Below are 20,015 nucleotides of genomic sequence, written 5' to 3' on the forward strand. Positions count from 1 at the left end.
CAGCCGACCGACACGCATCCCGCCTGTGGTCTCAGACTCGCGTAAACAAAGTCAGAGCGAGCTATCTGCAATTGCTTCTATTTGGGGCGGGCGAACCTAGCGCGCGAAAGCGTTGAAAGGGTTATCGTGGGTCAATCGCGTGATTACTGCCTCATCCACGCCCGCGGCCCGCAGCGCGGGCAGGAACGAGGCCACGAGATGTGTGTAGGGCATGGGCGTTCCGCCGCCCGGCTGCGCGGGGTCGTACCAGCCGCGGTCATGGCTGAGCAGCAGCCTCTCACCCTGCCCGGCCTCGAGCGCTCGACGCACCAGAGCGACAATGTCGTCGTCGGGTGCGCGACCGATATGGTCGAATTCAAGCCAGGCACCGCGGGCAAAGAGCTCTTCGTGCAGGCCAAAATCCTTCTCCTCCTGGGTGTGGATGGAGATGAAACGGCTCGCCGATCCGCCTTCGGCTTCGATGATGTCGAGCTGGTCCAGCACGACTCGGCCTTTGATCGTGTGGGACCCGATTATGGCGCCGGTCTGTGCCGAGGCGCGGGCGGCAGCGCGCAGGATCCGGGTTTCGATCGGCGTGATACCATCGTCTCCAGCGCTCACTTTGATCCAGGCGGCCACAACGCCGGTGTCTCCGACGCCATCGACCAATTCTCTGACCATCCAGCGCTCGAGGTCGGCGTCGCTGGCGTCACGGACCCAGTCGGGAATCCATGGCTCGCGATAATTGCCTGTCGGCACCACGATAGGCAGGCCGGTGGCTTTTGACACCGCAAGATCGATATCGACCCGCAGGCCGACGCCGCCGGTGGAGCACTCAACCAGGGCCGTCACGCCCTGCGCCTTGATCGCCTCGATTTCTGGCGCCATCAGCCGCACCACATCCTCGGCATCCCCGGTGGCGTAGCCCGGCTGGTCAGGGGTGCGCAAATCGACAAACACATGCTCGTGGGGAAGAATCAGTCCCAATTGCTCACGATCAAAGCGACCCAGTGTGGTTATCAACTGCGGCATCACCATCTCCCTCTTTTTTAGCCACAGCCACTGCTCATTTCCCGCGTGTAAAGATGCGATCGACATCGCAAGATTTTGGGAGACTGCCGTGGGCCTTGCCTTTCGCAACCAGTGTGCCACGCTCGCGTTGTCGAAGGACTCAATGCGAGGAGAAGGCAAATGGGTTTTGACGGAGTGGGTTGGATCGCGGCCATCATCATCGGCGGCGTCGCCGGGTGGCTGGCAAGCATGTTTATGAACGCTGGTGGCGGTATCCTGAAGAATGTGCTGCTCGGTATTGTCGGCGCAATTATCGCCAGCCTGGTGTTCGGCCTTCTGGGGATCTCTTTCGGTGGCTGGCTTGGCTACCTCATCGCCGGATTCATCGGCGCCTGCATTATCATCTTCATAGGTCGCGCTGTGTCGCGATAACAGGTTTGGCCGGACGCCTATTGCGGTGTCCGGCCATTTCCCGACTGGAAGGAAATGGCGTGGTCCAAGCATGTGGCGCAACGTCTTTTCCCAAACCGCCATGGCGGTTAAATTAGTCATCCCAAACGGTTTTTTGCCGCTTTACCCCCGCTTCGGACCACGGCAACAACGACGCTAATTCGACCCGAACGAGATGGATTTAGCGTCCGATGAACAAGTTTGTTGCCTCCCTTGCCGCGGCGCTGGTTTTAAGCGCCACCCCGGTCCTGGCCCAGCCCACTGATATCCTCAATGCCTCCTATGACATTGCTCGCGAGCTGTTCGAAGCCGAGAATGCCGCTTTCGTGCCAGCCTATGCGGCGCACAGCGGCACCGAGGTCACGGTAAACCAGTCGCATGCCGGCACATCGACACAGGCCCGCGCCATTCTCGAGGGTCTTCCTGCCGATGTCGTGACCTTCAATCAGGTCACAGATATCGACAAGCTGGTCGAAGGCGGGTTCGTCTCTGCAGATTGGCAGACCGAATTCGCCAATAATGCATCGCCCTTCTATTCCTTCCCCTCTTTCCTGGTGCGCGCCGGCAACCCCAAGAACATCACCGACTGGGCCGATCTCGCCCGGGACGATGTGAAGGTGATCTTCCCCAATCCCAAGACCTCGGGCAATGCGCGTTACACCTATCTCGCGGCGCGTGCCTGGGCCAACGAAGCCTTTGGCGGCGATCAGGCGAAGGTGGAAGAATATCTGACCAAGGTGTTCCTCAACGTGCCGGTGTTCGAGACTGGCGGCCGCGGCGCTACCACGGCCTTTACGGAGCGTGAGCTCGGCGACGTGCTGATCACCTTCGAGGCCGAAACGCTGAGCGCAGTGGACCTTCTTGGAGCCGACAAGTACCAGGCCGTCACGCCGTCGGTGAGCCTGCTCGCCGAGTTCCCCGTTGCCATCGTCGACAAGGTGGTGGACGCGCGTGGCAGCCGTGATCTCGCCAAGGCCTATCTCGACTTCCTCTACTCGACCGACGGCCAGCGCATTGCGGCGGAGCGCAACCACCGCGTCAATGATGAAGCGGTTGCGACCGAGTTCGCGGACCGTTTCCCGGCCGTACGCCTGGTCAATATCGACGAAGCGTTCGGCGGATGGGCCAAGGTTGCCGAAGAGCATTTCGCCGATGGCGGCCTGCTCGATACGGTTTTCGTGAACCAGTAATCCCACATCGACAGCCATCCGCCTGCGTCGCCGACGCGGGCGGGTGGATTGCGATCAACAGCGGATGACACAGGCGGGCAATGCCCGCCTAACGCATAAAAGGCGGCCAATGCCCAGATCCCGCAGCAAGCATCTGCTCCCCGGCTTCGGGCTGACCATGGGCGTATCGCTGTTCTACGTCACTCTCATCATCCTGCTGCCGATCACGGCGATGCTGCTCAAGGTGGGCGGCATGGGCTGGGCTGAGTTCTGGCGGATCACCACCTCGCGCCGCGCGCTCGCGGCCTACCAGATTACCTTCTCGTCTGCCATCGTCGCGACGGTACTCAACGGCATTGTTGGCTTGCTGCTGGCCTGGGTGCTGACGCGCTACCAATTTCCAGGGCGCCGTATCCTGGACGCGTTGGTCGATCTGCCCTTTGCTCTGCCAACGGCGGTGGCTGGGCTGGTGCTGGTGACGCTGTTTGCCAATAATGGCTGGTACGGGCAGTTTCTCGAGCCCAATGGCCTCAAGGTCAATTACACGCAACTCGGCATCATTGCTGCCATGACCTTCACGTCCATCCCTTTCGTCGTCCGCGCCGTCCAACCAGTGCTGGAAGATCTGGACGAAGGGTTGGAAGCAGCGGCGAAAACGCTGGGGGCCTCGTCGCTCCAGGTCTTCACGCGGGTGATCTGGCCCGCCATTCTTCCCGCGTTTATCGGCGGTTGCGTGCTGTCCTTTGCCCGTTCGCTTGGCGAGTTCGGCGCCGTGGTATTCATCGCCGGCAATCTGCCGGGACTGACGGAGATCGTATCGCTGCTGATTTTCATCCGGCTAGACGAATATAACTACGAAGCTGCTGCGGCATTGGCTTTTGTGCTGCTGCTGGTCGCCTTCCTGACGCTGATCGCCACCAACGCACTCGCTGCCTGGCAAACCCGCTATGTGGATCGGAAGGCCTGATGCACCACCCTGCCCGCTCGCTCGCAGAAATCACCCTTATAGGCATCGCCTTCTTGCTGGCCGGACTGGTTTTGGTGGTGCCCTTGGTGCTGATATTCTCCTTCGCCCTGCGCGAAGGCATCGGCGTCTACCTGGCAAATATCGTCCAACCGCACACGCTGCACGCCATTGGCCTGACCGTGGTGACCGCGCTGATCGTGGTGCCGACCAATATCGTGATAGGAACTTGCCTGGCCTGGCTGGTGACGCGGTTCCGTTTTCGTGGACGGCAATTGCTGATCAGCATCATTGAGTTGCCCGCCGCCATGAGCCCAATCGTCGCTGGCGTGGTCTACCTCTTTCTTTATGGTGGCCAGGGCCTGCTTGGCCCCACACTGCAGGCGGTCGGCATCCAGATCATGTTCACGCCGCTCGCCATTGTCCTGGTCAGTCTTTTCGTCACTGCCCCATTCGTCGCGCGCGAGCTCATTCCGCTGATGAGCCAGCAGGGCACCGAGGATGAGGAAGCGGCGCTTTCGCTGGGTGCCAATGGCTGGCAGATGTTCTTTCACGTGACATTGCCGAATATCCGCTGGGCACTGGTCTATGGCGCCGTTCTCACTAATGCACGCGCCATGGGCGAGTTCGGCGCCGTGTCGGTGGTGTCGGGTGCCATTCGTGGGCAAACCAACACGCTACCGCTGCAGATCAACCTTCTCTTCAACGACTTCAATATTACCGGCGCTTTCGCGGCGGCCTCGACGCTCGCACTCATTGCCGTACTGACGTTGATCGCCAAATCGCTGCTGGAAGCATGGGAGCATCGTTGAGGCGCTAAAACAGTGCGTCAAAGGCCACGAAACTAAGATTGATGGCGCCGAGGATGAGAAGCACCTCGATGACCAAGCCGATGCAGGCGATTAAAACACCCGCAATGGCGCCGACACCGTCGCGATTGAGCACGGAAAAGGCAAGAACGCAGAGCCCGACATTGGGAATGGCATTGATGAAGGGAATGGGAATAGTCATCGCCACACTCACCACCATGGTGAAGATACCATAGGGCACAGTCGCCGCCGCACCGGTCATCGAACGTAGGCGCGGTTTGGAAAAGCGTGCAACGAAACGCGTCACCTTGGCCACCTGCTCGCTGCCTTTCAACAAGGCGTTGAGCGGCAGTTTTCGGCGACCGATGATGCCAGGCAATCGGATGGGGCGACCCAGCACCATGGCCAGAGCAACCGCAAATGTTGTCCAGGCAATAGTGCCGCCGAAGCCTGGGGGGCCCGGGATCATGTTGAGCAGGGTCAACATCAGGATCAATACCCTGTGGGCCTGTGGCCCCATGGCTTCAATCAGCCGCGCAATGGTCAGCTTGGAGGCATCACCCTCAGCTTCGCGCCGCAGCACGGCGACGATGCGGTTGGTGTAACGAGTAACCGGACGCGGCCTGGGCGTCACGCGCGGTCCCTGGGGTGTGGCGCGCGATGCAGCAGCGACGAGTCACCGTAGGAATAGAAGCGATAACCATCAGCGATGGCGTGGCCATAGGCCGCCTTCATGGTGTCGAAGCCGGCAAAGGCACTGACCAGCATAAACAGTGTGGATTTGGGCAGATGGAAATTGGTCATCAGCAGATCCACGGTCCGGAAGCGGAAGCCGGGCGTGATGAAGATGTCGGTATCCCCGACAAAAGGCATTAGCTCGCCGGTAGCCAGCGATGCTGTTTCCAGAAGACGCAGGCTGGTCGTGCCGACGGCCACCACGCGCCCACCGGCGTCGCGTCGTGCCTTGATGCGCTCGACCGTGGCCTGATCGATCTCGCCCCATTCGGAATGCATGACATGGTCGTCGGTGTCGTCGACCTTCATCGGCAAGAAGGTGCCAGCACCGACATGCAGCGTCACCCGTTCCATGGCCACATCCATCTCGGCCAGCTGTTGCAACAGGCTTTCGGTGAAATGAAGGCCCGCGGTCGGAGCGGCGACAGCGCCATCCTCGGCCGCGTATACGGTCTGGTAATCGACCTTGTCGCGCTCCTCGACGCCACGCTTGGCGCCGATATAGGGCGGCAACGGCATGGCGCCGTGCGACTTGATGGCCTCATCGAGGGCCGCGCCGCCGAGTTCAAACTCCAGCGTCACTTCCCCTGATTCACCACGCCCACTGACACGGGCCAGGAGGGCGTCGGCAGCGCCGCCATTGCCGAGCTCGAGTTCGTCCAAAAGCGCCAGTTTCTTGGCCGGACGGGCGAAAGCGCGCCAGGTATGGGCGTCGACCCGCTTGTGCAGGTTGAACGACACCCCTGCCCGGTTCTCGCCGCGAATTCGCGTTCCCTTTAGCTCGGCGGGCAGCACCCGTGTATCGTTCACCACGAGCACGTCGCCGGGACGCAGCAATTGCTTGAGGTCGGGAATGTGCCGGTCGAGCAACGGCTTGCCCTCCTCGACCACCAGGAGCCTGGCGCTGTCGCGCGGCTCGGCGGGATGAAGGGCGATGAGGTTTTCGGGCAGGTCGAAGTCGAAATCAGAAACGCGCATATCGGCTCGTTAGCATTTGTGCTGCGCAGCGGGAACGGGTCTGGGGCAGCAAAGTTGCCGTAATGCGGCTAAAGCACACGGATCATGACCGCGCCAACGACCAGAAGCACAGCCCCCGCCAACCGCCCCATGCTGATTTCGCGCACGGCCATGCCCATGAAGCCGATCTTGTCGAGAAACAGGCCCCCCACCAACTGTCCCGCGACCGATAGAGCCATGACAGCTGCCGCGCCGATCATCGGCGTCAGTGTGATGTTGGAGAACACGTAAAATGCCCCCAGCAAGCCGCCGGCGACGAAGGTCCAGGGCTGGGGAGCACCAAAATTGATGGCAACGCCACTCAGATGGCTGAAAATGAAGGCCAGAGCCCAAAGCACGATGCCACCAGCCAAGAACGATACTGCGGCCGCCGCAACCGGCACCTCGAGCGCCCGCCCGAGACTGGCATTGATCGGCGCCTGAACGGCAATGCACATGCCGGCGATGACGCCCATCAGCGCCCAAAGAATAGCATCCATTTTCAAAGTCGATCTCTTTCCGACGATGGCCACGGAATCAGTGGCCATAGCCCCATGCTCACTCGATTGGCAGGTCATCGTCCAGAGAGTGGCAGCAAGACTCAGCGCTCCGGCCGCGTCTTTCGATCGGCAGGCCAGAAAGCAGACTGGCGGCCGAAGCCGCCAGTACCAGTTTATTCAGCGATGTCAGCTGCGACTTTGACGGAGACCATCTTGTCCGGGTTGATCACCGGCTCGCCGCGCTTGATCTGGTCGACATTTTCCATGCCCTCGATCACCTGCCCCCACACCGTGTACTGGCGGTTGAGAAAGGGCGCATCGGCGAAGCAGATGAAGAACTGAGAATTGGCGCTGTTCGGGTCCTGGGCACGGGCCATGGACGCGGTGCCACGCAGATGCGGCTCGGCGCTGAATTCCTGCTTGATGTTCGGATATTGCGAACCGCCGGTGCCGGCGCGCGAGGGATTGAACTCCGGCAGATTGGTATTGCCAAACTTCACGTCGCCGGTCTGGGCCATGAAGCCGTCAATGACGCGATGGAACACCACGCCGTCATAGGCGCCTTCACGCGCGAGCTTCTTGATGTGCTCGACATGGCCGGGAGCCACGTCGGGACGCATGGCGATGACGACCTTGCCCTTGGTGGTTTCGATAACGAGGGTGTTTTCGGGATCGGCATAAGCCATGGCATGTCTCTTTCGGTTCAGAGGAACGGTGGCCCGGATTTAGGGGCAATAAACGCCAAGCGCAAGGCAAAGCCTTGCGCTTGATGGGGGCAGCGCGATCGGCGCGCCCCATATGCCATTCGAATTACTTGTATTCGATCTTTGCGGTGATGATCTTGTCGGGATTGGCCACGGCGCCATTCTGGGACTGCGGGCCCTTCTCCAAAGCGTCCACGGCCTCCATGCCCGAGACGACCTTGCCGAACACCGTGTACTGGCCATCGAGGAAGCTGGCATCGGCGGTGGTGATGAAGAACTGCGAGTTGAACGAATTCGGATTCTGCGAGCGGGCGGCGCCGACAACACCGCGCTGGAAGCTTTCGGAATTGAACTCGGCCTCGACGTCGGGAAGATCGGAACCACCCGTACCGGCCATGGCGAGGTTGTAATTCGGGCTATCAGCCTTGCCGTTCTGGACGTCGCCGGTCTGGGCCATGAAGCCGTCGATCACGCGATGAAAGACCACGCCATCATAGGCGCCCTGCTCGGTGAGGGTGACGATACGCTCGACATGCTTGGGAGCAATGGCAGGCAACAGCTCGATATCGACCACGCCGTCGTCCAGCGTCAGAATCAGATGGGGCGTGCCGGTCTGGGCGAAAACCGGATTGGCGGCGACGAGCGTCGCGCCAAGGGCGAGTGCGGCAAAGGTGCGGCGGGTCAGCTTGATCATTTGGACTGCAGAGCCTTTAGGACGATTTGCGGGACGAAGGCGGAAATATCCCCGCCCATTTCGGCGATCTGGCGCACCAATGTGGCCGAGATATGCCGCACCGGCGGGCTGGAGGGCAAAAACACGGTTTGCAGGTCGGGCGCCATCTGCGCGTTCATTCCGACCATCTGCATCTCATAATTGTAGTCGGTCGTGTCGCGCAGGCCGCGAATGATCAGCTTGGCCCCGTTATCGCGGGCCGCATTGACCATCAGTCCCGAGAAATCGACGATACGAAATTCGGTGTTGGTGCGCTTGCCAATGGCCGGGAGCACCTGTTCGAGAATGGCGACGCGGTCCTGATGGGTAAAGAGCGGGTTTTTCTTGGTGGCGCTGACGCCGACAGCAACGACAAGCGTATCCACCAACTTGCAGGCACGCTCGATGACATCGAGATGGCCGTTGGTGAGAGGGTCGAAAGACCCCGGATAAAACCCGACCAGACTGCTCATGCTCTTCCCCCTTTTCTGCACAAACTTCTGTCACGGGGTTCCGCGATTTGGCAAGCTGATGGAGCCGGATTACCGTTCGGCGGCACCATCATGGCATGGGGTCAACAGGCGCATGAACACATCTTGATGGTCCTTGTCGATGTCACTGTCGATCATGGTCCAGCCACGCTGCAGGTAGTAGGCCCGCATCTTGGGCTTGGCTGAAAGGTAGACGCGCTCGAAGCCCTGCGCTGACAGGCGTTGGCTTACGGCATGCATCAGTGCTTCCCCCAAGCCCTCGCCGCGCGCCTCGGGTTCAACCCAGAGCGCAGCAAGGCACGGCCCCCAATCAGGCCGCGCACCAATGTCATCCATGATGCTGGTCACCGTGCCGAGGAACTGGCGCTGGCGGACTGCCACCAGCGTAAACGGATGGTCGGCCGCCTTGATCACATCCTCCAACGCCGTCACGACGTCGGCCAACGTGTAGCCATCTGCCTCCCACCAGGTCTGCCAGATACGGTTTGCGACCAAAGCCAGACACTCTGGCGCCTGCCGGAGGTCAACGATCTCGACGTCTGAATGAGACAAGGAATTTGGTCTCTCAAATATACGTGGCCGCTTAACGAAAGGGGCGCCGAAGCGCCCCTTGATCTTACTCTGCGACAGGTTCGGCGGGCGGAGCGTCACCGCCCTCGTCCTCGTCGTTTTCCGGCTCGCTGATCCGCTCGACCGAGACGACCTTTTCGTCTTCGGCGGTATCGAACACGATCACGCCCTGCGAACCGCGGCTAACGATGCGGATCGGCTTATCGCCGCCAACCGGCAAGCGAATGGTCTGGCCGCCGTCGCTGATCAGCATGATCTGGTCTTCATCTTCCACCGGGAAGGACGCGACGAGATTACCGTTGCGCTTGTTGACCGCCATGGCCACGATGCCCTTACCGCCGCGCCCGGTGATCCGGTATTCGTGGCTGGAGGTGCGCTTTCCGTAGCCGTTCTCGGAAATGGTCAGGATGAACTGCTCGAGCGCACCCATTTCGGCATAGCGCTCCTGCGGCAGGTCGCCAGCGACCACGTCGCCCTCGTCCGAACCCGCAGCGTCCTCGATCTCACCGCGCATAGCACGGCTCATTTTGAGATAAGCGGCGCGTTCTTCCGCAGAGGCGTCCGAGTGGTTGATCACAGCCATGGAAATGACCTTATCGCCATCTGCAAGCTGAATGCCGCGCACGCCCATGGAGTCACGTCCCTTAAACAGGCGGACATCATCGACGCGGAAGCGGATGGCCTGACCATGCGCCGTCGTCAGCAGCAGGTCGTTATTGATGGTGCAGGTGTCGACGCCGACGATCTCGTCGCCCTCGTCGAGTTTCATGGCAATCTTGCCGTTCTGGCGCACCTCGACAAAGTCGGCCAGCGAGTTGCGGCGGACGGTGCCGCGGGTCGTCGCGAACATGATGTCGAGATTGCCCCAGGAGGTCTCGTCCTCGGGCAATGGCATGATCGAGGTGATGCGCTCGCCCTGCTCCAGCGGCAGGATGTTGATCAGCGCCTTGCCACGCGCATTGGCGGCGGAAAGCGGCAGGCGCCAGACCTTGAGCTTGTAGGCAATGCCACGGCTGGTGAAGAACAGCACCGGCGTGTGGGTATTGGCCACGAAGAGACGCGAAACGAAATCTTCCTCGCGCGTGGCCATGCCGGAGCGGCCCTTACCGCCACGGTTCTGCGCCCGGTAGGCAGACAGCGGAACGCGCTTGATGTAGCCGCCATGGCTGACGGTCACCACCATGTCTTCGCGGGCAATGAGGTCTTCGTCCTCGAAATCGGCCGCATGATCGGAGATTTCGGTCCGACGGGCAGTGGCGAACTGGTCGCGGATTTCTTCCAGTTCCGTGCGGATGATGTCGCGCACGCGATCGCGCGACCGCAGAATATCGAGATAGTCCTCGATCTCTGCCCCTAGTCCATTGAGTTCATCGCCGATTTCATCGCGACCAAGGGCCGTGAGGCGTGCCAGACGCAGCTCGAGAATGGCGCGCGCCTGCTCTTCGGAGAGATTGAACGTGCCGTCCTCGTTGATGCGATGGCGCGGATCGTCGATCAGCGCGATCAGCGGCGCCACGTCGGCGGCCGGCCAGCGGCGCGTCATCAACTGCTCGCGGGCGGTAGCCGGGTCCGGTGCAGTGCGAATGAGTGCGATGACTTCATCGATATTTGCAACCGCCACGGCCAAGCCGACCAAGACGTGGGCGCGGTCGCGGGCCTTGTTGAGCAGGAAGCGGGCGCGACGGGTAACGACTTCCTCACGGAACTCGATGAAGGCATCGAGAATCTGCTTGAGGTTCATCAGCTCCGGCTTGCCGCCGTTGAGCGCGACGAAATTGCAGCCGAAGGAGCTTTGCAGCGGCGTGAAGCGATAGAGCTGGTTCAGCACCACATCGGGGAGCGCATCACGCTTTACCTCGATAACGACGCGCATGCCTTCACGACTGGATTCGTCGCGCAGGTCGGCAATGCCTTCGATACGCTTTTCGCGCACCAGCTCGGCAATCTTTTCAACCATCGCCGCCTTGTTCACCTGATAGGGAATCTCGGTGATGACGATGGCTTCGCGTTCCTTGCGCACTTCCTCGATGCTCGAGCGGCCGCGCACGATGATCGACCCCCGGCCGGTCTCGTATGCCTGGCGAATGCCGGCACGACCGAGGATGATGCCACCGGTCGGGAAATCCGGGCCCGGAAGGTGCTCCAGCAGTTCTTCGGTGGTGATGGCCGGGTTTTCAAGCGTGGCCAAGGCGGCGTTGATGGTTTCGCCGAGATTGTGCGTCGGGATATTGGTGGCCATGCCCACTGCAATGCCGCCACCGCCATTGACCAGCATATTGGGGAAGCGCGCCGGCAGAACCGTCGGCTCATGCTCGGACCCGTCATAGTTGGGCCGGAAGTCCACCGTGTCCTTGTCGAGGTCATCGAGCATGGAATTGGTGATGCGCTGCATGCGCACTTCGGTATAACGCATGGCGGCCGGCATATCGCCGTCCACCGAACCGAAATTGCCCTGCCCTTCCACCAGCATCTCGCCCATGGAGAATTCCTGGGCCATACGCACCAGCGCCATATAGACGGCGCTGTCGCCATGCGGGTGGTATTTACCGATAACGTCACCGACAACGCGGGCCGATTTACGGAACGGCTTGTTGTACTCGTAGCCGTTCTCGCTCATCGAGAACAGGATGCGCCGGTGCACCGGCTTCAACCCATCACGCACATCCGGCAGAGCACGGCTCACGATCACGCTCATGGCGTAATCGAGGTAGCTCTTGCGCATCTCGTCGGTGATGTAAATGGGTGCGATGTCGGAGGACGGCGCGGCGCCGCTCACATCTTCAGGCGTATCTGTCACGTTGTGATTCTACGTTGGTTTTGTTGACCGGAAATATAGGCCATTCCGGCACAAAACACCAATTTCGCCTATCCACCCTGTGGAGATCAGCCCGAAACCGGGACAGGCCGCTTCATCTGCCGAAAGGCGGGGATGGCAATGGGCGACAAGGCCGCGGCCAGATAAAGCACGCCGGTTACCGACAAGGCAGTGAAAACCCCCAGATTGTCAGTCAGGACGCCCGCATAGAGGCCACCAAAGGGCATCAGCGCCCAGGCCAGCGCACCAACCAGCGCAATTACCCGCCCGACCATGGGCTTGGGAATGCGCTCGAACAGGATGGCGCCGACAATTGGATTGAGGAAACCGGCCATGAATCCGCCGATGACGAACAGCGCGATGATGGCGGGCAGAGGCAGAGCGAAGGCCAATGACAGCATGGGCATGGGTCCCGCGCAGATAAAGCCGATGACATAGATCAGGAGGCGCGGCAGGCGATCGGCAAGGCCCGCTGCCAAGGCGGCTCCCGCTATGGCGCCACCAGAGAATGTCGCCAGCAAGATGCCGACCCAGCTGACATCCAGCCCCATGGCCTGCACCCAGACTGGCAGCAAGACGATGGCGTAGGCCTGATCGAAGAGATTGGTGATGGCGATCATTACCACCAGCCCGACCAGCACCGGATCGCTGCGCAAGGCATGCCAGCCTTCTGTGAAATCGGTGCCATAACTTTTCGCCCTGTTTTGGGCACCCGGTTCTTCCTGATCGGGTACGCCGAACCGGACAAGGAGGGCCGATAGGACGAAAGCGGCCACATTGGCGAGGAGAGCCGGCGCGCTGCCCATAAGTGCAATCAGCACCCCGGCCCCGGCAGCGCCCAGTGTGCCGGCTAGCCGGTCGCTGGCGCCCAGGATGCCAGTAACCCGCTCAAGCGGCATATTGCCGATCGAGGCCACCAAAGGCACCAGGGCCTGCTTTGCCGCATCGGCAGGCGCACGCAACACCCCAACCAGTGCGACCGCTGGCAGTAGCACCCACAGCGAAAGGACTCCGAGCCAGAACAGCAGTGGGATGAGGGTAAGTGCCAGAGCGGACAGGCAGTCGCTCCAGATGGCGATCTGGCGTGCGCCTATCCGGTCAATCAAGGGCCCCGCCAAGGCCTTGGCAATGACATAGGGCAGAAGCTCGGCCAGGCCGACCAGGCCGGTCAGCACCGGGCTGCCGGTCGTGGTCAGCACCATCCATGGAAGGGCGATGACCGAAAGCCGGGTTCCACCGACAGAGGCAATGGTCGCTGATGCCAGCGCGACAAGAGGCCCCTTCCCACTCATGCCCCTTCCTCCTCCGGAGCGCGTGGAAAGGCGTGCAAAATGAAGCTGACCGGCTCGACTCCAGGCGCATAAGCTGCGCCGGCTTTTGGCGCGTGTGCCATGGCATCAAGCAAAAGCGCGTTGATCTGGTGGAGAAGAGACTCGGTCCGCTCTGCGGTGAGCGGAATGACATAGTCACTGATCGTGGATGCCTTGCGCCATTCGGGCGACAGTTGGGGATGTCGTGCCAGAGCGCGCTGCATCTCCTTGATCTGGGCGCTTAGAGCTGCTTCGGCGAAAGCGAGGCCCGCATCGAGCGCATCCTCGTCATCACCCTCCTCCAGGAACGTCGTGGTCTCGTGGGCCGCCTTCCACCAGCGGTCGCGCCCATTGCCGCGCTCGATGTCCTCCTCGATGAAGCCGTGGCGTGCCAATTGGCGGAGATGGTAGCTGGTCGCGCCGCTGTTGAGACCCATTCGCTCTGCCAGCCGCGTGGCGGTGGCAGGACCGTCAATGCGCAGCATACCCAGCATGCGCAAACGCTGCGGATGCGCCAGCGCTCGTAGCGCCATAGCGTCTGGCTTCACGCGACTGATGGTTCGGCGTTCGGACATGGCATGCTCCAAATGGTGTGGAGCAAACTACATCACAAACATATCTTTGCAAACATTTGTTTGCGATCAGGAGAACGCGTCGAAATGGCTCCGCGCCGCAGCAATGCCCGGCATTGAAGAATTCGCCCATTCGATCAGCCGGCCGAAGGGCACGATCAGCGACTGCCCAAGCGTTGTCAGGCGATATTCGACGGAAGGCGGCTTGGTGTCGAAGACCTGACGGGCCACGAGGCCATCGCGCTGCAGGTCGCGCAGGGTCTGCGTCAGCATTTTCTGAGAAATGTCGGGGATTTCGCGGTGCAGCTGATTAAAGCGGCGCGGGCCCGATGCCAGGGTCATCACCAATAGCATGCTCCATTTGTCGCCGATCTTGTCGAGGACATGCCGGATGGGACAGGTTCCAGGCGTGCTGGAAGACGTTGCCTCGTTCCAGCGCTCCACATAGGCGGCGGCTATCGGATCGGCATGCTGCATGGTTGTTCCTCGTCACGGCTGTCTGGCTGAGCTGGGCGGAACAGATTGCACAATCCGCGCACAAACTCACCTTTGGATACTTACTCTCCACATTGCCGCCTTGCAAGTTGCAGCCTTGCGTCACCCGCAGGCGCAGTTGGCGCGAGATCACCGGGATCGCTGGACGATTGACCCACAAACACTTAGAAAATGCGCCAAATTGTCGCCGTGGTGCGGAGTCGGGTGCAGTTGTCTTCTCCTTCCTTGTTCAAGCGTATCGTCGCCCGCATCACTTATGACCGGTCCATCGGTTTTGGCCTTGAGCATATAGGACTGGCCACGGTGAAGTGGCCGCGCATCATGGCGCTGGCCGTGCTGGCCTTTTCGATCCTGTGTTTTTCGCAGATTCCGAAGGCCAACGTGGATGGCGACCTGCTGCGGGTCTATGCGCATTCGGGGCACTATTACGATGCCTATGAAAAACTGTCGGATACGTTCGGCACCTTCGAGAACGACATCTATGTGCTGGTGAACTCGCCGAACCTGGTCGATCCGGACGTGATCGAAAGGGTCCGCAATCTCGCCTTCGATCTCGAACTGAACGACTTTGCCGTCGGCACCATGTCGCCCTTCACCTTGCGCAAGCCCGACGGCAAGGGCGGCTCTGTCCCGGCTGTTCCCGAAGGCATGCTGACCGCAGACGAGGTGGCCATGTCCTTGGCCGATCTGCAGGCCAATGACCCGATGATGCGCAATCTGATCACCCCAGACCTCACAGGCGTGGTGATCATCATGTTTCCCAACCGCGAGGCGGTGCTCGAGCGCGGCGCCAAGGCGATGATCGCCGATTTGCGCGCCGCAATCGCACCCTATCAAAGCGAAGATCTCACCATCGACATTACCGGTCCGCCGGTATGGACCACCGAAATGCTCAACGCGGCGGTGGACGACCAGGTCAAGTTCACGGTCTACGGTTTCGCCTTGGGATCTATCATCGCGCTGGTGGCGCTGCGGTCGCTCTTCGGCGCGCTCATCGTGGCCGCGACACCGTTCCTGGCGGTGATGTGGTCTATGGGCATGATCCTGCTCTTCTTCGGATCATTCTCCTTCCTCACCATCATCGTCACCACGCTCGTGCTCGTCATCTCCTTTGCGGAGTCGATGTTTTTCACCTTCAACTGGCTGGCTTATTGGCGGGACGGCATGGAGCCGAACAAGGCTGTCGATGCCACCATCAAGCTGGTGGGGCCGGCTACCGCCCTCACCATGCTGGTGTCCATTGTCAGCTTCGCCTCGCTATCGCTGACGCCAGGCCAGGGTGTGCGCGAATTTTCCATGGCCGGCGCCATGGGATCGTTCCTGTTGTTTGCATGCACCATGACCTTCCAGCCGCTCCTGCTCAAGCTGGCGCTGCGCCTGGGCTTCAGGGCGCCGCCCAAGACCAGCCTTGTCTTGACCGCGCCACTGCCGGTCAGCTGGTTTCTGGCCAAGCGCTTCGGGCGCCCCATCGCCATCGCGGCGATTGTCGCCACCGGCCTGTTGCTCATCCCTTATTTCCTGATTCAACCGCGCTTTTCATTCGAGGATTTCGTCGCCAAGGGGTCGACGGCGCTGACCGCTGCCGAAAGCATCGACGAAGGCGTCGGCGGCGTGGCGCCGCTATATGTGCGTGTGCCGCTGATCGAGCACGATCCCAATATCGGTGAGGTCGACTACCAGCGCATTCGCGTCGTGCACCAGATCCTGGAAAAGGAACTCGGTCAGAACAAGGTCATCTCGGCGGCGAGCATGACCAATTACACCGATACCGGTTTCACCCGCGAAGAGGTGCTGAATGCTGTCGGCCCATTCATGCGGAAACGCTTTGTCACCGAAGACGGCTCGCAGGCACTGGTCACCGGCTTCATGCCCACCGTCATCGCCAGCAACGATCTCAAGGCGCTGGTGACACGGGTGGAGGCGGAACTGCACGCCTCGGGCATCCCGGAGGCCGAACTGGGCGGATTTAACATCCTCACGACCTTCGCAACCGACGATATCGTGCGCGGCCTGCAGGGTGACCTTACAGTCAGCGTGCTGGTAAATCTGGCGCTGATCGGCTTCGCTTTCCAATCGTTCCGCGTCGCGGCGGCGTCGGCCATCCCGAACCTGTTCCCGATCCTCGGCACCGAGGCCTGGCTGTGGTGGTCAGGCTCTGGCCTGCAACTGACCACGGTGATCGCGCTGACCATCGCCTTCGGCATTGCCGTGGACGACACGGTCCACTTCCTGTCGCACTATCTCCACGGCCGACGAGAGGAAAAGCGTAGCCATGAGGATGCAGTCAAGCACACGCTGCTGCGCATCGGCGGCGCTATCGTGGCGACGACGATCATCCTCTGCGCCGGCACGGCCATTCTGGTATTCGCCGAGCTCCCGCAGGTGGCGCTGTTTGGCTCGCTGTTCGTGATTACGCTGGCGCTAGCGGTGTTGGGGGACCTGTTCATCCTACCCGCTTTGCTGATGGCGGGTGGCAAGTTCTTCCAGCCGCTTGGAAAAATCAGGGTGCGGACCGCCGACCACGAGGCCACGCCCGATGATCCTACCGGCGACACGATCACCGGCGATGGCGGCACCGATGGCGAAGCGCGGGAACCGCGGCCCGTTTGAGGTGGCGCTTGTTTCCACCAGTTCGGCGCCGCACGAAAACGTCGCGCCGAATCCGCGATTTATTGTTATCTAGAAGGTCTGAGATTTTGCCGGGGGGCCGGTTTTTGAATCCTGGAGGGTTTTGTAGCATGACGAAACTTGGACACCTGACCCAAGCCGCCGCCCTGGCTGCGGTGGTGGCGACGGCAGGCGCTGCTGGTCCGGCTATCGCCGCGCCGGCCGACGTGGCGCTTCTCAAGTCCTATATCGGTGAGTGGCGCGGCCGTGGCGTACTGGTCGGCGCCAACCAGGAGACCGTGGTCTGCCGGTTGACGCTGAGCCAGGGCAACCAGGACAAGGTCAACTATAATGGCCGCTGCACTTTGGCCGGCAGCAATCTGTCGGTGGCCGGTACGCTGGCCTATGTGGATGCCAACAAGCGGTTCGAAGCCGCAATGACCTCGAACGCCTCGTTCAGCGGTATCGCGGTCGGTCAGAAGCGGGGCGGCGGCCTGACCTTCAACCTGCGCGAACGCAACAAGGACGAGGCCGGCAAGGACCTCAATATTTCGGCGCAGATCCATCTCAGCGCCGACGCCATCAAGGTGTCCTTCGACGTCGTCTATGTTGAATCCGGCGACAGCCTGCGCGCCGAAGTGCCGTTCAGCCGCTGATATCGGCGAGCCTTGGGCAAAGCCATGGAATGACAAGGGCGGCTCCGAGGCCGCCCTTTTTGTTGTGTTCGCTTAGAACGGAATGTCGTCATCCATGCCGCCGGGCTCGAAGGCTGGAGCGTTGGAGGACGGACGACGCCCGCCGCCGCCACCACCGTTGCCGCCACGATCGCTGACGCCACGGAAGCCGCCATCGTCATTGCTGCGGTAGCCACCGCCGCCCTCGCCGGCTCCAGCGCCATCACCGCGGCCATCGAGCAGCGTCAGGTTGGAGTTGAAGCCCTGCAGCACCACTTCGGTGGAGTACTTGTCCTGGCCGGACTGGTCCTGCCATTTGCGGGTCTGCAACTGGCCCTCGATATAGACCTTGCTGCCCTTGCGCAGGTAGCTTTCGGCCACACGGACCAAGCCTTCGGAGAAGATCACCACGCGGTGCCACTCGGTCTTTTCGCGGCGCTCGCCGGTATTGCGGTCCTTCCAGCTTTCAGATGTGGCGATACTGAGATTAACCACTTTGCCGCCATTGGGCAGGTTCCGGACTTCCGGGTCATTGCCCAGATTGCCCACCAGAATGACCTTGTTCACGCTGCCAGCCATGGCGCACTTCCTTCCAATTCAGTCCCGGTCTGCCCTGTCGCGGGACGCTTTCGATCCATTGGGCAGGACTATAGCCGTCAGTGCACGGCCCTGCCCTTCGACCGCACCATAGCTTTTCCGAGGCAAGTCAGTCTGTCCAATTCTGCGGTTCTCAACAGGCCCGGACACGACATGGCGCGCCCTTCCCCGTTCCCAAAAAACCGTGCCTATGCATTTTGTTCACTTTATGTTCTCACGACTTCTGTGTCAACAATGTTGAGCTTGACCGGGATCAAGGCGCTGCCACACAGTCGTGGCAAGGAGGAGTCGTGACGTTTTAATTCAGAGTTTGCGATGACCCCTGCCGACCTCTCCGCCCGCATCCGCAACAAAGCGCTTCTCGATCGCATTGTCTCCGCCGATGAAGCGGCGGCGCTGATCAAGGATGGCATGGTGGTTGGTATGAGCGGCTTCACCAAGGCCGGCGATGCCAAGGCCGTTCCCGTCGCGATGGCAGAACGGGCCAAGGCCGATCCGTTCAAGATCACCCTGATTACCGGCGCCTCCCTCGGTCACGATATCGACCGCATGCTCACCGAGGCGAAAGTGCTCGCCCGGCGCATGCCGTTCCAGGCCGACCCTACGCTGCGCAAAGCCATCAATCGCGGCGAGGTGATGTTCATCGACCAACACCTGAGCGAAACAGTGGAGCATCTGCGCTCCAACCAGCTCGGGCCCATCGACTATGCCATCGTCGAAGCGGCCGCCATCAATGAAGACGGGGGACTGGTGCCAACCACATCAATCGGTAATTCGGCGAGCTTTGCCATCCTGGCCAAGAAGGTCATCGTCGAAATCAACCTGTCGCAGCCAATGGGACTGGATGGTTTGCACGATATTTATATCCCCTCCAAGCGCCCGACCCGTGCGCCTATCCCCCTGATGGCCTGCGACAGCCGCGTGGGTACGCCCTATGTACCGATCCCACCCGAGAAGATCGCGGCGATTGTCATCACCAACGAAACCGACAGCGCATCCTCCGTGCTGCCGTCCGATGCTGAGACCAGCGCTATCGCCCGTCATCTCATCGCCTTTTTCGAGAGAGAAGTCGCGAGCGGCCGGCTCGACCTGACGCTGCAGCCACTACAGGCCGGCATTGGCTCGATCGCTAACTCGGTGCTGCAGGGTCTCGCAGACGGCCCCTTCCACCATTTGCGTCTCTACAGCGAGGTGCTGCAGGATTCGACCTTTGACCTGTTCGACGCCGGCAAGCTCAGCTTTGCATCGGCGTCGTCGATCACCCTGAGTGCGCCCTATGCCGAACGGGTGTTCGGCAGTTTCGAGGCCTATAAGGACAAGCTGATCCTGCGACCGCAGGAAATCTCGAACCATCCCGAGATCATCCGGCGGCTGGGCATTATTGGCATCAATACTGCGCTGGAATTCGACATATATGGCAATGTCAACTCGACGCATGTGGACGGCACCATGATGATGAACGGCATCGGCGGCTCCGGCGATTTCGCGCGCAATGCCTATCTCTCGATCTTCGTTACCAAGTCACTGGCGAAAAATGGTGCCATTTCCTCAGTGGTGCCGATGGTCAGCCATGTCGACCACACCGAACACGATGTCGATATTCTGGTCACCGAATGTGGGCTCGCCGACCTGCGCGAGCTGGCGCCACGCGAACGCGCCGCGCTGATCATCGAGAACTGCGCCCATCCAGATTACCGCCCACAATTGCGCGACTATTTCGAGCGGGCCGTGGCGCGAGGCGGACATACCCCGCATCTCATCGAGGAAGCTTTCGCCTGGCATGTGCGCCGCCAAAAGACCGGAAGCATGCGGGAAAGCTGAGGCGCTCCCATCGGCAAGCCGTGGGCCAACAAGC

The 20,015-nt window shown here is 61.1% G+C and carries 20 protein-coding genes; 7 read left to right on the forward strand and 13 right to left on the reverse strand.

What is annotated here, in order from left to right:
- Positions 1-96: 96 nt before the first annotated feature.
- Positions 97-1,011: a phosphotriesterase family protein gene (locus DEVEQU_RS15960; protein WP_126151707.1), complete on the reverse strand. Its 915-nt coding sequence runs from the start codon at positions 1,009-1,011 to the stop codon at positions 97-99.
- Positions 1,012-1,170: 159 nt separating this feature from the next.
- Here DEVEQU_RS15960 and DEVEQU_RS15965 point away from each other — a divergent pair, with 159 nt between their 5' ends.
- From DEVEQU_RS15965 to cysW, 4 genes are all read left to right on the forward strand, one after another.
- The gene (locus DEVEQU_RS15965) at positions 1,171-1,422 is read left to right on the forward strand and encodes a GlsB/YeaQ/YmgE family stress response membrane protein (RefSeq protein WP_126151584.1); all 252 of its coding nucleotides are present in this window, start codon (positions 1,171-1,173) and stop codon (positions 1,420-1,422) included.
- Positions 1,423-1,631: 209 nt separating this feature from the next.
- Positions 1,632-2,630 carry a sulfate ABC transporter substrate-binding protein gene (locus DEVEQU_RS15970; RefSeq protein WP_126151585.1) on the forward strand — a complete coding sequence of 333 codons (999 nt, stop codon included), beginning with the start codon at positions 1,632-1,634 and terminating at the stop codon, positions 2,628-2,630.
- A 109-nt stretch (positions 2,631-2,739) separates the two neighbouring features.
- Positions 2,740-3,576: a sulfate ABC transporter permease subunit CysT gene (gene cysT / locus DEVEQU_RS15975; protein WP_206437870.1), complete on the forward strand. Its 837-nt coding sequence runs from the start codon at positions 2,740-2,742 to the stop codon at positions 3,574-3,576.
- Positions 3,576-4,385 (forward strand): sulfate ABC transporter permease subunit CysW, encoded by an 810-nt coding sequence (gene cysW / locus DEVEQU_RS15980; protein ID WP_126151587.1) that lies wholly within the window; start codon positions 3,576-3,578, stop codon positions 4,383-4,385. The genes cysT and cysW overlap by 1 nt, the downstream gene beginning before the upstream one ends.
- Positions 4,386-4,389: 4 nt before the next feature.
- Here cysW and DEVEQU_RS15985 read toward each other — a convergent pair whose 3' ends face one another.
- The 11 genes from DEVEQU_RS15985 to DEVEQU_RS16035 form a co-directional block, all read right to left on the reverse strand.
- The gene (locus DEVEQU_RS15985; RefSeq protein ID WP_126151588.1) at positions 4,390-5,016 is read right to left on the reverse strand and encodes an exopolysaccharide biosynthesis protein; all 627 of its coding nucleotides are present in this window, start codon (positions 5,014-5,016) and stop codon (positions 4,390-4,392) included.
- Positions 5,013-6,095, reverse strand: a complete 1,083-nt coding sequence (gene queA, locus DEVEQU_RS15990) for a tRNA preQ1(34) S-adenosylmethionine ribosyltransferase-isomerase QueA (RefSeq protein WP_126151589.1) — start codon at positions 6,093-6,095, stop codon at positions 5,013-5,015. The genes DEVEQU_RS15985 and queA overlap by 4 nt, the downstream gene beginning before the upstream one ends.
- Before the next feature lie 68 nt (positions 6,096-6,163).
- Positions 6,164-6,613 carry a DMT family transporter gene (locus DEVEQU_RS15995; protein WP_126151590.1) on the reverse strand — a complete coding sequence of 150 codons (450 nt, stop codon included), beginning with the start codon at positions 6,611-6,613 and terminating at the stop codon, positions 6,164-6,166.
- Between the two features lie 173 nt (positions 6,614-6,786).
- Positions 6,787-7,299, reverse strand: coding sequence for a peptidylprolyl isomerase (locus tag DEVEQU_RS16000; RefSeq protein WP_126151591.1), 513 nt, complete (start codon positions 7,297-7,299; stop codon positions 6,787-6,789).
- Between the two features lie 124 nt (positions 7,300-7,423).
- The gene (locus DEVEQU_RS16005) at positions 7,424-8,011 is read right to left on the reverse strand and encodes a peptidylprolyl isomerase (protein WP_126151592.1); all 588 of its coding nucleotides are present in this window, start codon (positions 8,009-8,011) and stop codon (positions 7,424-7,426) included.
- The gene (coaD, locus tag DEVEQU_RS16010) at positions 8,008-8,502 is read right to left on the reverse strand and encodes a pantetheine-phosphate adenylyltransferase (RefSeq protein ID WP_126151593.1); all 495 of its coding nucleotides are present in this window, start codon (positions 8,500-8,502) and stop codon (positions 8,008-8,010) included. Before coaD ends, DEVEQU_RS16005 begins: the two co-directional genes overlap by 4 nt.
- Positions 8,503-8,571: 69 nt before the next feature.
- Positions 8,572-9,072, reverse strand: a complete 501-nt coding sequence (locus DEVEQU_RS16015; protein WP_164550445.1) for a GNAT family N-acetyltransferase — start codon at positions 9,070-9,072, stop codon at positions 8,572-8,574.
- 64 nt (positions 9,073-9,136) lie between these two features.
- The gene (gene gyrA / locus DEVEQU_RS16020) at positions 9,137-11,887 is read right to left on the reverse strand and encodes a DNA gyrase subunit A (RefSeq protein WP_223214258.1); all 2,751 of its coding nucleotides are present in this window, start codon (positions 11,885-11,887) and stop codon (positions 9,137-9,139) included.
- Positions 11,888-11,973: 86 nt separating this feature from the next.
- On the reverse strand, positions 11,974-13,197 hold the full coding sequence (locus DEVEQU_RS16025) for an MFS transporter (RefSeq protein WP_126151595.1): 1,224 nt from the start codon (positions 13,195-13,197) through the stop codon (positions 11,974-11,976).
- Positions 13,194-13,790, reverse strand: a complete 597-nt coding sequence (locus tag DEVEQU_RS16030; protein WP_126151596.1) for an ArsR/SmtB family transcription factor — start codon at positions 13,788-13,790, stop codon at positions 13,194-13,196. The genes DEVEQU_RS16025 and DEVEQU_RS16030 overlap by 4 nt, the downstream gene beginning before the upstream one ends.
- A gap of 66 nt (positions 13,791-13,856) precedes the next feature.
- Positions 13,857-14,264, reverse strand: coding sequence for a winged helix-turn-helix transcriptional regulator (locus DEVEQU_RS16035; RefSeq protein ID WP_126151597.1), 408 nt, complete (start codon positions 14,262-14,264; stop codon positions 13,857-13,859).
- A 228-nt stretch (positions 14,265-14,492) separates the two neighbouring features.
- Here DEVEQU_RS16035 and DEVEQU_RS16040 point away from each other — a divergent pair, with 228 nt between their 5' ends.
- Together DEVEQU_RS16040 and DEVEQU_RS16045 are read left to right on the forward strand one after the other, a co-directional pair.
- On the forward strand, positions 14,493-16,892 hold the full coding sequence (locus DEVEQU_RS16040) for an efflux RND transporter permease subunit (RefSeq protein WP_164550446.1): 2,400 nt from the start codon (positions 14,493-14,495) through the stop codon (positions 16,890-16,892).
- 128 nt (positions 16,893-17,020) lie between these two features.
- Entirely contained in the window at positions 17,021-17,545 is a 525-nt protein-coding gene (locus DEVEQU_RS16045) for a hypothetical protein (RefSeq protein WP_126151599.1), read from the forward strand.
- Positions 17,546-17,617: 72 nt separating this feature from the next.
- Here DEVEQU_RS16045 and ssb read toward each other — a convergent pair whose 3' ends face one another.
- Positions 17,618-18,142 (reverse strand): single-stranded DNA-binding protein, encoded by a 525-nt coding sequence (gene ssb, locus DEVEQU_RS16050; protein ID WP_126151600.1) that lies wholly within the window; start codon positions 18,140-18,142, stop codon positions 17,618-17,620.
- 333 nt (positions 18,143-18,475) lie between these two features.
- On the opposite strand from ssb, the gene DEVEQU_RS16055 reads away from it, so the two are divergent.
- A complete protein-coding gene (locus DEVEQU_RS16055) occupies positions 18,476-19,981 on the forward strand; it encodes an acetyl-CoA hydrolase/transferase family protein (RefSeq protein ID WP_126151601.1) in 1,506 nt (501 codons plus the stop codon).
- The last annotated feature ends 34 nt before the right edge of the window (positions 19,982-20,015 follow it).

Source organism: Devosia equisanguinis (genome assembly GCF_900631955.1).
GTDB classification, from domain to species: Bacteria; Pseudomonadota; Alphaproteobacteria; order Rhizobiales; family Devosiaceae; genus Devosia; species Devosia equisanguinis.